This is a genomic window from Winogradskyella costae (assembly GCF_013403865.1).
GTDB classification, from domain to species: domain Bacteria; phylum Bacteroidota; class Bacteroidia; order Flavobacteriales; family Flavobacteriaceae; genus Winogradskyella; species Winogradskyella costae.
Genome location: NZ_JABFDK010000004.1, coordinates 140335 through 155504, shown reverse-complemented (window position 1 = coordinate 155504; position 15170 = coordinate 140335). Strand labels below are relative to the sequence as shown.

The window sequence follows — 15170 nt, the reverse complement described above, 5'->3', positions numbered from 1 at the left end:
CGTTCTCTAATTGTCAATGCCATCGATATAATAATCAAAACACTAGAGAGTGATGACATCCAAAACCCACGGTCAAATTTCTCTGAGAATATAAAATTGAAAACAATTAAAACAGCGCTGGCAATAATAACAATTAAAGGTAAATTTTTTTTCATGCGTTCTGATTTTTTAAACTGCTTGTTGTTTAAACATCTAACCCAAACATCTGTCGCAACACTTCAATATTAGGGTTTTTTTCTTTTAACTTTTCGTATTTTTCTAAAGGTGTGAAAGCATATTTTTTTGCAACCTCTTCGTTAACTGTGATATCTAATTTAAGATCGTAATTAAGTAATTTTTTCTTCAAAAAAGCCATTAAAGGAAATTCTGCCCTTTCTAACTCAATCTTATTAGTGTTATTAGAATACGTTAAGTAAAGTGTAGTGCCTTCTAATTTAGGGTGATCCATTTGTAAAATAGACGCCATAATTTTTTCACCTTTCTTGTCCATCTGTTCGGTGTAAAGTCTCCATGCTTCACTTAAGGCTTCTTGTGTTACAGGCTCTTTAGGAAGGTTTTCTTCATCAATAACCACTTCCATTTGGCGTAATTGATGCTCCTTCTTTTCTCTTATACTTCTTAAGGATAAGCCTGAAGTTGATTTTTTAGGTTGATTTATAGATATTTTAGGAATAGTTAAAGGTTCTGCCACTACAGAAACCGGTTCTTTCTTTGCCTCGATTGGTTTTGTAGCAACAGGGTTTTCAGATAGTTTAACATCTGTTTTCGGTTGTGTAACAGGAATAGGTGTAATGCCTCTCGCTTTAAAATACGACGGAGGAATTATGAAGTGCTTAAGATTTTTTTTTTCTCCATCAAAAGTGATAGAGGCAAGTTGCATAAGTGTTAACTCAACGAGTAAGCGTTGATTTTTACTAGTCTTATATTTTAAATCGCAATCATTTGCTAATCGAATGCCTTCCATTAGAAACGTATGTGTTGTTTTCTGCGACTGTTCCATGTATTTAAGGCTGGTATCTTCACCAACTTCTAACAACGGAATTGTTGCAGGGTTTTTACAAACCATCAAATCTCTAAAGTGAGATGCTAGGCCAGCAATATAATGATGACCATCAAAACCTTTAGAAAGGATGGTATTAAATTGTATTAATAAATCTGGAATTTTATTTTGTAAGATGAAATCGGTACTTGTAAAATAGGTTTCGTAATCGAGAACATTTAAATTCTCAGTGACGGCTTGTCTTGTTAAATTTTTACCTGAAAAACTAACAACGCGATCGAATATAGATAAAGCATCACGCATGGCTCCATCAGCCTTTTGAGCTATAATATGAAGGGCATCATCTTCGGCATCAATACCTTGTTCTTTAGCTATATATTTTAAGTATTCTTTAGCGTCAGATACCGTTATACGTTTAAAATCAAAAATCTGACAACGCGATAGTATGGTTGGGATGATTTTATGCTTTTCAGTCGTTGCTAATATGAAAATACAATGTTTAGGTGGTTCTTCTAAGGTCTTTAAAAAAGCATTAAAAGCGGCTTGAGATAACATATGCACCTCATCAATAATATACACTTTATATTTTCCAACCTGTGGTGGGATACGGACTTGGTCTGTTAGCTCTCTTATTTGATCTACACCATTATTAGACGCTGCATCTAACTCAAAAATATTAAAAGCAAAATCTTCGTCTTCGCTTGTGTTTTCATCACTATTAATCATTTTAGCTAAAATACGGGCACAGGTTGTTTTCCCAACTCCACGAGGACCTGTAAATAATAATGCTTGGGCTAAGTGATTATTTTCTATAGCATTCAGTAGCGTATTTGTAATGGCCTGCTGACCCACAACATCCTTAAAGGTTTGGGGTCTGTATTTACGAGCCGATACTACAAAATGTTCCATGATACTGCTGAATTTAATTTGGTGTTTTTTAACGCCAAATTTTTGAGCATTACAAATTTAAGAATAACCATTTAAAAGCTCTTTATAAGGACTGAAATTTAACATGAGTTATTAACAATTTGTGTACTTTTGCGCCAAGTAGATCGCCTTATCGATTCTAAATTTATTTAGGGTAGGAAAGTCCGAACACCATAGTGCAATCATAGTGGTTAACAGCCATCCATCGTAAGGTGAGGAAAAGTGCAACAGAAAGTATGTACAGGTAATGCTGTAGTGAAACCAGGTAAACTCTATGTGGTGCAATGTCATGTATACTAACGCTTGAGTGTACACGCGCGATTGTTAGAGGGTAGGCAGCTAAAGTTTGCTGGTAACAGTAAACGTAGATAAATGATAAGGGCTTTTCTTTATTAGGAATTTATTCCTTAAGAAGAAAATGTACAGAATTCGGCTTATAGATTTACTTAAATAAACAAGCTTCATGGTTTCACATGAAGCTTTGTTTTTATATCGTTTTTTTAATTGAATTAACTTTTTGCTGTATAATCGAAAAAGCTAAACATATTACCTCCATAGCTTTTAGAATGTGAGTAATGTTCTAATTGACTTAAATCGGTATGTTTTGAATGCTCAACAACTAAGACCCCTTCGTCCTCTAAAAGTTCATTTTTAAATACTAATTCAGGAATTTTAGAAAAAGCCTCCAAATCAAAATCATAAGGAGGATCAGCAAATATTATTGAATGCTTTTGCTTCGATTTTTCTAGAAATTTAAAAACGTCACTTTTAATAGTGCTGATAGTCATCTCAAAAGCGTCAGCAGTTTCGTTTATAAACTTAATGCAACCAAAATTTTCATCTACAGCAGTAATTTGTTCGGTGCCTCTTGAAGCAAATTCATAGCTAATATTTCCAGTTCCAGAGAATAAATCCAATACAGAAATATCATCAAAATAGTACTGATTATTTAAAATGTTGAATAGTGCTTCCTTTGCCATGTCAGTTGTTGGTCTAACAGGTAATTTTTTAGGAGCAGTAATACGTCTGCCTTTAAATAATCCAGATATGATGCGCATTTAAAAGGAATTTAAAATTAAAAAATGTTTATGTAAATAACGACTATCGATCTCATTAGAAATTGAAAATTTATAGTTGTTTTCAACAAAATCAACATGTCTTACGTAAGTGAAAAGTATAGTGTATAATTCATCATCCTTTTCAACGTTGCCGCTTAATTTAATATGGGTAGTTTCGACGTCTAGTTTTAATTGTTCAAAGACAAATAAAATATAGTAGATGAAATCTTCTTTACTGTAGTATTCAAAAACATTAAAGAGTTGAAGTTTGTTTTTCTCAATGACCAGTACTTCAACAGTTGTTTTATTAATGTTTAGATAGACTGTTGGAAATTCTTCAGTTTCTATATGTTGTAAATGCGAATCTATAAGGACACTTGAAGAGTGCTTATAAACAAACTCACCAAATGTATCAAAGATGTAATTGTTGATATTTACATAGGGTACATAAATATTTACACTTTTATTTATGGAGATATCATCTTCTGTTATAAAATCGTTTCTCAGTATCTTTGAGTTAAATTTTAAGTAGTCCGCTTTATGCTCTACATTATATAATTCTTCTGGAACTAATGTCGCCAGTTCATTTTGATGAATTACTAAAACTGCATTAAAATCTTCTGAAAAAACAGTATTATTACTGAGTTCTGTTTTTAAATGATTGAGAACTTCAACAGGAGTTGTTTTTTGCTCAAATGGAATGGTTTTGAGAAACTCAACAGCATTAAGAGTTCTATTTAGAATACAAAAAGAAAGCCCATTCAAATTAATTTGAATGGACAGTTCTTTAATATCGTTTATTTTCAAACTATTCTTTATTTGTGTAGCTTTTTGGCCAGTTTCCTTTAGTGAATACTTCGGTCATAGATCCTACTTTTAAAGTTGGTCCATTAACACCATCTACAGACATTACTTGGTTTTCTTTTTGAATTAAGTAAGGTTCTTGATCATTTAAGACAACAGATTTTTCAATGCTTGCTTCAAACACAGAGAACTCGTCTAACTTACCAGCTTTAAGAGTGAATTTTGAGCCTTCTTTGCCAACACCAACATCCATCATTTTTTTATAACGATCACTACCTTTAAATAGTGAGTCCTTAACAGAATAGAAACTCAACGTATCAATTAATGTGAGTGTTTTCATAGTTTCAACACCACCAAATGCTTTTGTCTTCTCTTCATCTAAGACTAAAGTATCACGTCTTTGTGTAATTGGCACTTTACCAGTTTCTACAAAGCTGATTAGTTTATCGAAACTGTCTGTAAATGTTCCATTTACATCTTTATATGCTAATTGTGCATCTCTAATGTCAATAAGACGGTCAATTACCACAGCAAATCGTTTCTGTTTTAATTCGTTAAATTGTATTTCTTTATAAACAGACATGTAAGTTATATAGCCTAAGAAAATAATTAAGACCCATAGTAATATGTTAATCACTGGTTTTATTTTTTTAGGTACAAATTTGTCTATTAACCATACAATTCCAATGGTTAATGCTATAATAACTACAATCGCTATAATTACTTCCATATTAGTTTTTATTTATTAAGTCTATTAGGTCTATCGCAAATCTACAATTTTTTTTTGTTGGTTAAAACTATCTAAAATAAAAAACATTAAAAATATTGAACTTAATGAAATTTGCGCTTTAAAAAGGTAGAATAATAGTATCTTGCTATATATTTATACTCTCTATGATTTCTAATGCATCTGCATTCTACTCGCTATTAAAATCTAAATTTCCATTTGCACCTACTTCTAAGCAAGACATGGTGTTGATGCAGTTGTCTCAATTTATTTTTGATACTAATAAAAATTCAATTTACTTATTAAAAGGATACGCAGGTACAGGTAAAACAAGTATTATTGGTACTATAGTTTCCAATTTATGGCAAGTAAAGAAAAGTGCCGTTTTATTAGCTCCTACAGGTAGAGCAGCTAAGGTTATTTCAAATTACTCTAAAAAGGAGGCTTTTACCATTCATAAAAAGATTTATTTTCCTAAAAAAGACAAAGGAGGAGGTGTTAACTTTGTGATGCAACCAAATAAGCACCGTAATACTATTTTTATTGTAGATGAAGCTTCTATGATACCAGATACTCCTTCAGATACAAAATCATTTGATAGCAGTTCTTTGCTAGATGATCTTATGCAGTATGTGTATTCTGGTCATGAGTGTAAACTACTATTAATAGGGGATAAAGCACAGTTGCCTCCGGTGAAGTCCGATTTGAGTCCAGCGTTAGATGAAAATAAGCTTAGTTTAAACTACAGCAAAGATGTTGTAGGAATTGAGTTAGATGAAGTTGTAAGACAAGAACAGGGTTCAGGTATTTTAAGTAACGCTACAGAACTTAGAGCGGTTTTGGAATCTAATTTTTACGAGAGCTTTAAATTCGACTTAAATGGTTATGCAGATAGTGTACGTTTAATAGATGGTTACGAAATTATGGATGCCATTAACGATGCATATAGCGCAGATGGTTACGAAGAAACGGCAATCATTGTAAGAAGTAATAAACGCGCTAATGCATACAACCAACAAATTAGACAACGTATTTTATTTAATGAAACGGAGTTGTCTGCAGGAGATTACCTAATGGTTGTTAAGAACAATTATTTTTGGTTAAAACCTACAAGTGAAGCTGGTTTCATTGCCAACGGAGATATTATTGAAGTCTTAGAGATCTTTAGTATCAAAGAATTATATGGTTTTAGATTTGCGGAAGTAAAATTAAGAATGGTAGATTATCCTAATATGACACCTTTTGAAACAGTACTACTTTTAGATACTATCGATGTAGAAAGTGCCTCACTAAGTTATGAAGAATCAAACCGATTGTACCAAGAAGTCTCTAAGGATTATGAAGGGGAGACAAAATATAAGCGCTTTTTAGGAGTAAAGAACAATAAATTTTTCAACGCTTTACAAGTCAAGTTTTCGTATGCAATTACTTGCCATAAGTCTCAAGGTGGTCAATGGAACACCATTTTTGTAGAGCAACCGTATTTGCCAAATGGTATGGATAGAGATTATATTAGGTGGTTGTATACAGCAATTACAAGAGCAAAAGAAAAGCTGTATTTAATTGGGTTTAAGGATGAGATGTTTGTAGAAAAAGAATCAAACTAAAGTAGTTATAATGGAAACAATTCTAAGTGTTTTTTTAGGCATTGGGCTTTCAGCTTCTGTAGGTTTTAGAGTCTTTTTGCCATTGTTTGCTTTAAGCTTAGCAGCCTATTTTAATGTTTGGGAGCTTAATGAGTCGTGGCAATGGATTGGTAGTATAACTGCTGTAATTACTTTAGGTATAGCAACTTTGGTTGAAATTGTAGCCTATTACATTCCTGTGGTAGATAATTTATTAGATAGCATCGCCATTCCGTTAGCAACTATCGCTGGTACAGCGATAATGGTGTCTACCGTGGCAGATTTAAGTCCTGTAATTACTTGGGCTTTGGCGATTATTGCAGGAGGCGGAACTGCAGCCGCCGTTAAAAGCTCTGCTAGTGCAACACGCGTGGGGTCTACGGTCTCTACAGCTGGCTTTGGAAACCCTATAGTATCAACCGTTGAAACAGGTACCTCCGTTGTAATGACTATTGTCTCTATATTCTTACCGATTTTAGCAATAATCTTAGTTCTATTTATATTTTATTTGATTTATAAACTCTATAAAAAGATGCGACCAAATAGACCGAAATCATCTTAAAACCTTATTTTTGAAATTGAATTCGTTCCTTATACAAATTACATAGATGAAAATTATATCCATGATTCCTGCACGCTATAGTGCATCCCGATTTCCAGGTAAATTGATGCAGAATTTAGCAGGTAAATCTGTAATTCTAAGAACTTATGAAGCTACTGTAGCAACTGAGTTGTTTAGCGAGGTGTATGTGGTGACTGATAGCGATATTATTTTTAATGAAATTGTTAATAATGGCGGCAAAGCCATTATGAGTATAAAGGAGCACGAATCGGGTAGCGATAGAATCGCAGAAGCTGTTGCTAATGTAGATTGTGATATTGTAATAAATGTACAGGGAGATGAACCATTTACGGAAGGGGAAAGTTTAGCAAAAGTAATTGAAGTTTTTAAGGACGATAAAAATAAAGAGATTGATTTAGCTTCTTTAATGGTTGAGATTAATGATTTAGAGGAGATTAAAAATCCGAATACAGTAAAAGTCATTGTAGATCAGCAGAATTTTGCATTGTATTTTTCTAGAAGTCCAATTCCGTATCCAAGAGATGCAAATGTAGGGGCACGTTATTTTAAGCATAAAGGAATTTATGCTTTTAGAAAACAAGCTTTATTAGATTTTACCGTTCTGCCAATGCAGTTTCTTGAAGCATCTGAAAAAATTGAATGTATTAGATACTTGGAATATGGTAAACGTATAAAAATGGTAGAAACTCAAATTCAAGGAGTAGAAATAGATACACCTGAAGATTTAGAAAAAGCGAAGCGTTTGTGGAAATAAATTATAGTAACATAAAAGTTATAGGCTTTGATGCCGACGATACGCTTTGGGTGAACGAAACCTATTTTAGGCAAGCGGAAGAGGAAGTAGGGCGATTATTGTCGCATTACGAGACGCCTAATAAAATAGATCAAGAATTATTTAGAATGGAAATTGAAAACCTTCCGACCTACGGTTATGGTGTTAAAGGTTTTATTTTATCTATGATTGAATTGGCCGTTGAATTATCTAATGGAGCAGTATCCAATGCTATTATATCTAAAATATTGGTCATCGGTAAGGAGATGATTAATAAGCCAATTGAATTATTAGATGGAGTAGAAGAGGTGCTAAAGATATTGTCTAAAGATTATAAATTAATTGTCGCTACAAAAGGAGATTTGCTAGACCAAGAACGAAAACTAGAAAAATCTGGATTGTTAAAATATTTTCATCATATCGAAGTGTTAAGTGAAAAACATGAGACTAATTATATTCAATTATTAAAACGACTAGATATAGAACCAGAGTCCTTTTTAATGGTTGGGAATTCTTTAAAGTCAGACATTTTGCCTTTAGTGAAGATTGGGTCAAAAGCTATTCATGTGCCATTTCATACCACGTGGCAGCATGAAACAGTATCTAAAGAAGAATCCAATGGATCGGAATATAAGACGGCACATAATTTAACTGAAATTTTAAAATATTTTAATTAAGAATTTGAAAGTACTTGATAAGCATACATGGAATAGACAAGCTCATTTTGAGTTCTTTAATACGTTTGTAGATCCTTATTTTGGAGTGACATTCAAAGTAGATGTTTCAAATGCTTATGAATATTCACGTCATAATGACCCCTCTTTTTTTATCACCTATTTGCATGCTACAATGCAGGCTATAAATGACGTTGAGAATTTAAAATACAGAATAAATGACTGTAATGAAGTGGTGGTATGTGATACCATTCATGCATCACCCACAATCTTAAGGCCTAATAAAACATTCGGATTTTCATTTGTGACGTATCATAAAGATATTCTAAAATTTCAGAATAATTTTTTAAAAGAAAAAGAAAGAGTATTTGGTTCTAATGAACTATTTCCACCGGTAAACTCAATAGATTGTGTGCATTGCTCGTCTTTGCCATGGGTGAATTTTACAGGTCATAAAGAGCCGTTCAAAGGAGGTAAAGAATCTATACCAAAATTGGCGTTTAGCAAAATGGAAAGTGTAGGATCAAAAAAAGAAATGCAAGTCGCTATCAGTGTAAATCACGCCTTGGTAGATGGCTATCATATTGGACTATTTAATGAAAAGTTACAATTTCATTTAAATAGTTATTAAATATAAACTAAGTTATTATTTTTGTTAAAGATATAAAGTAAATGATATTCAAAAATTATCCAATGGTGTCCAGAGTTGTTTTTGGACGAGGAAGTTTTAATCAACTCGATGAGATCCTCTCTTTAAAGCGTAAAGGACGCAATGCACCATTTATATTTTATGTTGATGATGTCTTTAAAGGCAATCATTGGTTAACGTCTCGCATTACATTATCCTACAAGGATAAAATTATATATGTTCCTACTAATAATGAGCCAAGCACCGATCAGATAGATCAGTTAGTTGAAGACATTATATTAGAATATAGTGAACTTCCATCTGGGATTATTGGTATTGGGGGCGGTACGGTTTTAGATGTTGCGAAAGCAGTGTCTTTAATGCTAACTAATAAAGGAGAGTCTAAAGATTATCAAGGATGGGACTTAATAAAACATGCTGCGATTTATCATGTTGGTATTCCTACAATTTCTGGTACAGGTGCAGAAGTGTCTAGAACCACAATTTTAACTGGTCCGGTACGTAAACTGGGAATCAACAGTGATTTCACCCCATTTGATCAGGTGATTTTAGACCCAGAATTAACTAAGGATGTTCCAAAAGATCAATGGTTTTATACCGGAATGGATTGCTTTGTGCACTGTGTCGAATCTCTCACAGGAACATATCTTAATGCTTTTAGCGAAAGTTATGGGGAAAAGGCTTTTGAGCTGTGTAAAGAAATCTTTTTAAGAGATACGTTAAGTGTCGAAGAAGCGCAAGATAAATTAATGATGGCTTCTTGGCATGGTGGGATGAGTATTGCTTATTCGCAGGTTGGTGTCGCGCATGCTATGAGTTATGGTTTAGGGTACCTCTTAGGTGTAAAACATGGTATTGGAAACTGTATCGTCTTTGATCATTTGGAAGAGTTTTATCCTGAAGGTGTAGCCATTTTTAAAGAGATGAAAGCCAAACATAATATTGAAATCCCATTAGGAATTTGTGCTGATTTAGATCAAAGTCAATTTGATATTATGATTGATGTGGCATTGAGTTTAGAACCACTTTGGGAAAATGCTATTGGTAAAAACTGGAAAACCATTATCACCAGACAAAAGCTTTTAGAGCTTTACAAAAAGATGTAACATGCGCTGGTTAGCCAAATTTGTGTATTTTAAGTTACTGGGTTGGAAGGTTGTTGGGAACACTAACTTTTCAAAAGATAAAATTAAAAAATCTATTATTATTGCTGTGCCTCATACTAGTTGGCACGACTTTTATATAGGTGTACTTCTTCGCAAGGTTACTGATGTTAAAACTAATTTTGTAGGAAAAAAAGAACTGTTTGTATGGCCATTTGGTTACTACTTTAGGGCTATTGGCGGACGTGCTCTCGATAGAACGTCTGGTCAAAATAAAGTAGAAGCTATTGCAAAACTATTTACCGAAACAGATGAGTTTCGATTAACATTAGCACCAGAAGGTACTCGGAAAAAAGTAGAAAAGTGGAGAACAGGATTCTACTACATCGCCAAAACGGCAAATGTGCCAATTATAATGTTCACGCTAGATTTTAAGAACAAGCAAAACAAGATCTCAGAACCATTTTATCTCACAGATGATATAGAAGCTGATTTTAAGGTGATGAAAGCTTTTTTTAAAGGTGTAGAAGGAAAAGTGAAAGAATACAGCTAAAACTTATGAAGTAGATTCTGGCACGAGAATTGAAGTATTTCTATTGCAATGAAACATAAAGTAAACTCCAAGTCCCTAAAAAGAAACATTGTCCCAAAAAGCTGTCTGATTTAATTAGATGGCTTTTTTTATTAGTATCATTTTTTAGGATATTTCTTACATTTCTATTTGTTAAAGTTAGCAAAAAACCATCAACTCAATGTATTGATAATTAGGTTTTTGTGTGTATTGTGTTTCTTGGTTTTAAATTTAAAAAAACCAAAACTTGATTTTTTCGTATATATAAGTACAAAGTATTAACTCAAAAAAACACAATTATGATTAACAAGAATTTCAATTCAATTTTCGTTTTATTATTAACACTTGGTGTAACATTTACATCTTGTAGTGATGATGACGACAACAATGATGGGGGCGATAATTACGACTCTGTTACATTATATGCTTCCAATAATTCAAATGGAAATATTTCCGTTTATGATTTTGAATCTGAACAAAATATTGAAACAAAAACTTTAATAACATCCTCTACTGCAGCTGATGGAATATTTTATGACGATGATTCTGAATCAGTTTATCAAGTATCAAGATCTAACAATAGTATAGAAGGTTTTGCCAATATTGATGATTTGGTTAGCGGAAGTGTATTAAACGCAGATTTTTTAGGAACAAACGACATGTCTAGTCCAAGAGAAATGGCTGTAAATGGAAACCTTTTTGTTGTAGCAGATAATGCAGATGCAGATGGAGACGATACAACTGCTGACGGAAAATTGTTTATTTATACCTATTCTGGGACTAGTTTCTCATTAAGGAATGTTATTACCACAGATTTCAAGCTATGGGGAATTACATTTATCGGCAACGATTTATATGCAGTAGTGGATGCCACTAGTGATTTAGCGGTATTTAATGATTTCTTGTCCAATACTACTGACGCTACAGTTAGCGCCACTAAAAGAATTACTATTGAAGGTGTTGTAAGAACGCATGGTATAACCTATGATGCTTCTTCAGATACTCTAATTATGACTGATATTGGAGATGCTACTAACGTACAAGATGATGGCGGGTTTCATATCATTTCAGGTTTTACTAGTAAATTTAACGCCGTTGCAAACGGTGATATTATGGCTGTGGCAGGAAATCAAATAAGAGTTTCTGGATCTTCAACGTTTATGGGAAATCCTGTTGATGTTGCTTACGATTCTGAAAACGAAGTTATTTATATCGCAGAAGCCGGAAACGATGGTGGTCGTATATTAGGTTTTTCTAACTTTTCAGCTGGTGGAAATATTGCCCCTTCTTTTAATAGTGCACTAGCTTCTGCATCAGCAGTATATTTAGAGGATTAATCAAAGCCTTATAATAAGTTTAAACAAAGCCGTATTTTATACGGCTTTGTTTTCTTTTATGAATTTATCTAGCATAGAATTCGTCTGACTTTGAAGTTTGTTCTTAAAGAACTGCATTCCCCCAAAGAAAATGCCTTTAACCCCCATAGCTTGCTTTGCCCATCTGCGCAAATTAAATTCGTCTGTATGTTTAATAATTAAACCGTCTTTAAATTCAAAAGACGCATCGATCTTGTTGTGTACTTTTCGTCCTGTTTTGCTAAAATTATAAATAGCTTCCCAATGCGCAGAACCTGTCTTAGCGTTAGCTTTGATTTCTGAAAATTCAACGTTAAATCCTTTTCCTTTTTGGGATTCACATAACATTAACCACATAGCCTTAGCACGCTCGCCTTTTAAAGTTCCAAATGCAGGGTCTTCAAAAGTAATATCGTCATGATAACAAGATATCATAGTGGGACCATCACAATTACTTAAAGCTGTATAAAATTTTTCTACAATATTTTTCATAAGGTTAAAGTTAGTTTAATTATTTATAAAACCATGCCACACAAAATTACGTAAGTAGAATGCTATTAGCTTATATTCTTTCATTCGAATGGGATTTAATTGTTATGAAAAGGAGAGGCCATCTTTAACGAGATGGTCTTTTTTTTAGTCGATAGTTATTGTGATTTTATAATCAATGTCTGTCTGCTCATCAAATAAAAACTGAAAAATAACCGGTTTCACTGCTTCCCCCTTGTATTGTGGTTTTTGCTCTACCGATTTCTAATCTATATTTATTATATGCTTTGGCAATTACTTCTATATTAAGCGTTGATTCAAAAAATTAAATATAACTTGAGTTTAGTATTGTTAGTGCGATTGTGGTTGTCAATACTATAACCTCCATTTTTTAACCATTCTTTAGTAAGACATCGGATAATATAATTTTGCATTCTAAGATTTTGTCTACACCTTCAGAAACACCTTCAAAGAATTCTGAAGCCAATTCCCCAACCATTTTACCTCCTTTGTTTAAATTTTCTTTTATTTAGTTTGTGATGCGGTTACAAGAGAATAAACATAAAGCGATAAGAGGAATTAGTATGTTGTATAAATTCATAATGACTTGATTTAAGGTCATTAATAACCGTGAACTTAGCGCGTATATTTCTTAATCTTGTCTATGATTTTCTGTAAATTATCATATACAAATTCATTCGTTTTACCGTAATAAAAAGAGATAAAACAAACCACAGAAAGAAATAATATGGCGCCAATTACAGCTTGCAAAGGTTCTAAAGTTCTTCCGATGCTTTGGTGAAGACCGAAACCAGTAAGACTACCGTAAATGATAATGAAATGAATGACATAAATGGATAGTGTTTTCTGGCCAATTTTTAGAATTAACGGTTGTTTAATATAATTTTCTGCTAAATAGAATAAAGAAAAGATAATCAACACATTTCCTAGTCTGGTAAATAAATAATTATAATAAGCAACCTCTTTTAAAATCGATAAATCTAAAATATAGTATAGTTTCATTAATGTTTCAGAAGAACCGAAAATAAGTGCAATTCCAATAACAAAAAAACCAGATACAATGGCCATTTTAAATTTTGGACGTTCTATATAGCGATAAAATAACGTTGCGATAAAAGCACCAAAGGCTACATAGCCAAACCAAGGAATTATATTAAAAATGGAACCGTTTGCTTTAGATAAATAGTTAGAAAACACCGTAGGAATCTCTGCTAATTCTAAACGGCGGTATAAAGGCTCTAGTATAAAAATGGTTAAACCAAGTAGTAACATCACTATTGAAAATACCAAGGTTTTCTTTAGTGTGAGCCTGTAAATAAAAACAATTAGTATAAGGGAGAGTCCAATACATTGTAAAACATCTACAACTAAAAAGGAATCGGGAAATTTACCTGTTAGCCATTCAAAAATTGGGGCCCGCAATAAATAACCGATACCAATAAGCATAAATCCTCGTATTAGGCCTTTATGCATTCGCTTCTCAATTGTTCCATTAAGTTTCGCTCTTATTAATAAATATGAAAAAATGAGACCCGAAATAGTGAAAAAAGTGGGTGCAGTAATACCTCTTGTGTATTCCCAAACTTTATAAGCTGTATAGCTATGATTTCTATAAGAAACGTCTAAAAGGGTATCTATAAAGTGTCCTTGTAACATCATTAAGATAGCAAATGCTCTTACGGCATCTATGAAGTATAGTCGATTTGTGCTCAAGTAATAATTGATTGGTGTACAAATGTACTATTTTACAATTGTAAATAAATAATATCAAACAATTTTGATATAGTAACCTTATCTTTTTTGCATTTAGAACTATGAGGCTTTGTTGTTGGTATGATCACTATCGAGATAAACACGTGTTCGCGGTAAACTTTCTGGGTAGTTTTTCTGAATAAATTCTATCATTTTTTCACGAACATGCACACGCAGATCCCATGCCGTAGGTGAATTTTTGGCACTTACTAAAATTCTAATTTCAATTGTGGTTTCTTTTGAGTCTGTTACCTGTAAAACATTTACTTGTTTATCCCAAAGAACAGTGTTTTCCAATATTTTGGTTAATTCTGTTCGCAAGGCATCAAAAGGAACATGATAATCGGTATGTAAAAAAACGGATCCAATTATGTCAGCTGAATTGCGAGTCCAGTTTTGAAAAGGATTTTCCAAAAAGTAAGTTGACGGTAAGACCAAGCGTCTTTTATCCCATAATCGTATTACCACGTAAGTGAGATTAATTTCTTCGATCCAACCCCATTCATTTTCTACAACTACAGCATCATCAATTCTAAAAGGTTGTGTAAAAGCTATTTGAATACCAGCTAGCAATGCGCCAACTACTTTTTGAGCTGATAAACCAATAATAATTCCGGCTAAACCAGCAGAAGCAAAAATACCATATCCAATTTTTTTAATGCTATCAAAAGAGAGTAAAATAAATCCTATAGCTAATAGCCCAATAATAAATATGATGATTTTTTCGAGAAGATTTATCTGCGTATACATCTTTCTGGCTTCAAGATTGTCTTCAGCAGAAATATCATAACGTTTAAGGAAGAGTGCTTTACCTTTTTTTAGGAAAATTATTAATAACCAAGCGAAACAAATAATTAGGAGATTATGTTTTTGTGGAACTAACAATGAGCTTTCATAATCTTCAAAATTTGAAAGTGAATTGATATAGTTGATAATACCTTCAATATTAAAAATTATTAGAATTAGTAAGAGGCATATAGTCAGTTGAATGGATCTTTTCATAGTATAAAAAGGGACTTAAGTGTCTCGTTTAATATATTCGGTTTATAATGGAAATGCA

Annotated in this window: 15 protein-coding genes and 1 other RNA gene; 9 read left to right on the top strand and 7 right to left on the bottom strand. The window is 32.7% G+C overall.

Features of this window, described 5'->3' with window-relative positions; genetic code table 11:
- Nucleotides 1-184: 184 nt before the first annotated feature.
- Entirely contained in the window at nucleotides 185-1909 is a 1725-nt protein-coding gene (gene dnaX, locus HM986_RS10915; protein ID WP_179335123.1) for a DNA polymerase III subunit gamma/tau, read from the bottom strand.
- 135 nt (nucleotides 1910-2044) lie between these two features.
- On the opposite strand from dnaX, the gene rnpB reads away from it, so the two are divergent.
- Nucleotides 2045-2380, top strand: an RNA gene (rnpB, locus tag HM986_RS10910) — RNase P RNA component class A.
- A 56-nt stretch (nucleotides 2381-2436) separates the two neighbouring features.
- Here the strand turns inward: rnpB and rsmD are convergent.
- The 3 genes from rsmD to HM986_RS10895 are packed head-to-tail and all read right to left on the bottom strand — an operon-like array spanning nucleotide 2437 to nucleotide 4519.
- Entirely contained in the window at nucleotides 2437-2985 is a 549-nt protein-coding gene (gene rsmD, locus HM986_RS10905; protein ID WP_179335122.1) for a 16S rRNA (guanine(966)-N(2))-methyltransferase RsmD, read from the bottom strand.
- Nucleotides 2986-3792, bottom strand: a complete 807-nt coding sequence (locus HM986_RS10900; RefSeq protein ID WP_179335121.1) for a DUF3822 family protein — start codon at nucleotides 3790-3792, stop codon at nucleotides 2986-2988.
- A 1-nt stretch (nucleotide 3793) separates the two neighbouring features.
- On the bottom strand, nucleotides 3794-4519 hold the full coding sequence (locus tag HM986_RS10895) for a hypothetical protein (RefSeq protein WP_179335120.1): 726 nt from the start codon (nucleotides 4517-4519) through the stop codon (nucleotides 3794-3796).
- Nucleotides 4520-4683: 164 nt separating this feature from the next.
- On the opposite strand from HM986_RS10895, the gene HM986_RS10890 reads away from it, so the two are divergent.
- The 8 genes from HM986_RS10890 (at nucleotide 4684) to HM986_RS10855 (ending at nucleotide 11830) form a co-directional block, all read left to right on the top strand.
- Nucleotides 4684-6123 carry an ATP-dependent DNA helicase gene (locus tag HM986_RS10890; protein ID WP_179335119.1) on the top strand — a complete coding sequence of 480 codons (1440 nt, stop codon included), beginning with the start codon at nucleotides 4684-4686 and terminating at the stop codon, nucleotides 6121-6123.
- 10 nt (nucleotides 6124-6133) lie between these two features.
- Nucleotides 6134-6703 carry a DUF4126 domain-containing protein gene (locus HM986_RS10885; RefSeq protein ID WP_179335118.1) on the top strand — a complete coding sequence of 190 codons (570 nt, stop codon included), beginning with the start codon at nucleotides 6134-6136 and terminating at the stop codon, nucleotides 6701-6703.
- Between the two features lie 61 nt (nucleotides 6704-6764).
- On the top strand, nucleotides 6765-7478 hold the full coding sequence (kdsB, locus tag HM986_RS10880; RefSeq protein ID WP_179335231.1) for a 3-deoxy-manno-octulosonate cytidylyltransferase: 714 nt from the start codon (nucleotides 6765-6767) through the stop codon (nucleotides 7476-7478).
- Nucleotides 7469-8173 carry an HAD family hydrolase gene (locus HM986_RS10875; protein ID WP_179335117.1) on the top strand — a complete coding sequence of 235 codons (705 nt, stop codon included), beginning with the start codon at nucleotides 7469-7471 and terminating at the stop codon, nucleotides 8171-8173. Before kdsB ends, HM986_RS10875 begins: the two co-directional genes overlap by 10 nt.
- A gap of 4 nt (nucleotides 8174-8177) precedes the next feature.
- Nucleotides 8178-8801: a CatA-like O-acetyltransferase gene (locus HM986_RS10870; RefSeq protein WP_179335116.1), complete on the top strand. Its 624-nt coding sequence runs from the start codon at nucleotides 8178-8180 to the stop codon at nucleotides 8799-8801.
- Nucleotides 8802-8842: 41 nt separating this feature from the next.
- On the top strand, nucleotides 8843-9925 hold the full coding sequence (locus tag HM986_RS10865; protein WP_246288496.1) for an iron-containing alcohol dehydrogenase family protein: 1083 nt from the start codon (nucleotides 8843-8845) through the stop codon (nucleotides 9923-9925).
- Between the two features lies 1 nt (nucleotide 9926).
- On the top strand, nucleotides 9927-10475 hold the full coding sequence (locus HM986_RS10860) for a 1-acyl-sn-glycerol-3-phosphate acyltransferase (protein ID WP_179335115.1): 549 nt from the start codon (nucleotides 9927-9929) through the stop codon (nucleotides 10473-10475).
- Nucleotides 10476-10792: 317 nt separating this feature from the next.
- Nucleotides 10793-11830 (top strand): hypothetical protein, encoded by a 1038-nt coding sequence (locus tag HM986_RS10855; protein WP_179335114.1) that lies wholly within the window; start codon nucleotides 10793-10795, stop codon nucleotides 11828-11830.
- Nucleotides 11831-11866: 36 nt separating this feature from the next.
- On the opposite strand, the gene HM986_RS10850 is transcribed toward HM986_RS10855, so the two are convergent.
- From HM986_RS10850 to HM986_RS10840, 3 genes are all read right to left on the bottom strand, one after another.
- Entirely contained in the window at nucleotides 11867-12340 is a 474-nt protein-coding gene (locus tag HM986_RS10850) for a nuclear transport factor 2 family protein (protein WP_179335113.1), read from the bottom strand.
- 633 nt (nucleotides 12341-12973) lie between these two features.
- Nucleotides 12974-14071: a heparan-alpha-glucosaminide N-acetyltransferase domain-containing protein gene (locus tag HM986_RS10845; RefSeq protein ID WP_179335112.1), complete on the bottom strand. Its 1098-nt coding sequence runs from the start codon at nucleotides 14069-14071 to the stop codon at nucleotides 12974-12976.
- A 99-nt stretch (nucleotides 14072-14170) separates the two neighbouring features.
- Nucleotides 14171-15112, bottom strand: a complete 942-nt coding sequence (locus HM986_RS10840; protein ID WP_179335111.1) for a mechanosensitive ion channel family protein — start codon at nucleotides 15110-15112, stop codon at nucleotides 14171-14173.
- Between the last annotated feature and the right edge of the window lie 58 nt (nucleotides 15113-15170).

What these genes read in the sequence shown, in the direction of transcription:
- dnaX (WP_179335123.1), bottom strand. Translation starts at nt 1,909, where the DNA reads ATGGAACATTTTGTAGTATCGGCTCGTAAATACAGACCCCAAACCTTT.
- rsmD (WP_179335122.1), bottom strand. Translation starts at nt 2,985, where the DNA reads ATGCGCATCATATCTGGATTATTTAAAGGCAGACGTATTACTGCTCCT.
- HM986_RS10895 (WP_179335120.1), bottom strand. Translation starts at nt 4,519, where the DNA reads ATGGAAGTAATTATAGCGATTGTAGTTATTATAGCATTAACCATTGGA.
- HM986_RS10890 (WP_179335119.1), top strand. Translation starts at nt 4,684, where the DNA reads ATGATTTCTAATGCATCTGCATTCTACTCGCTATTAAAATCTAAATTT.
- HM986_RS10885 (WP_179335118.1), top strand. Translation starts at nt 6,134, where the DNA reads ATGGAAACAATTCTAAGTGTTTTTTTAGGCATTGGGCTTTCAGCTTCT.
- kdsB (WP_179335231.1), top strand. Translation starts at nt 6,765, where the DNA reads ATGATTCCTGCACGCTATAGTGCATCCCGATTTCCAGGTAAATTGATG.
- HM986_RS10865 (WP_246288496.1), top strand. Translation starts at nt 8,843, where the DNA reads ATGATATTCAAAAATTATCCAATGGTGTCCAGAGTTGTTTTTGGACGA.
- HM986_RS10860 (WP_179335115.1), top strand. Translation starts at nt 9,927, where the DNA reads ATGCGCTGGTTAGCCAAATTTGTGTATTTTAAGTTACTGGGTTGGAAG.
- HM986_RS10855 (WP_179335114.1), top strand. Translation starts at nt 10,793, where the DNA reads ATGATTAACAAGAATTTCAATTCAATTTTCGTTTTATTATTAACACTT.
- HM986_RS10850 (WP_179335113.1), bottom strand. Translation starts at nt 12,340, where the DNA reads ATGAAAAATATTGTAGAAAAATTTTATACAGCTTTAAGTAATTGTGAT.
- HM986_RS10840 (WP_179335111.1), bottom strand. Translation starts at nt 15,112, where the DNA reads ATGAAAAGATCCATTCAACTGACTATATGCCTCTTACTAATTCTAATA.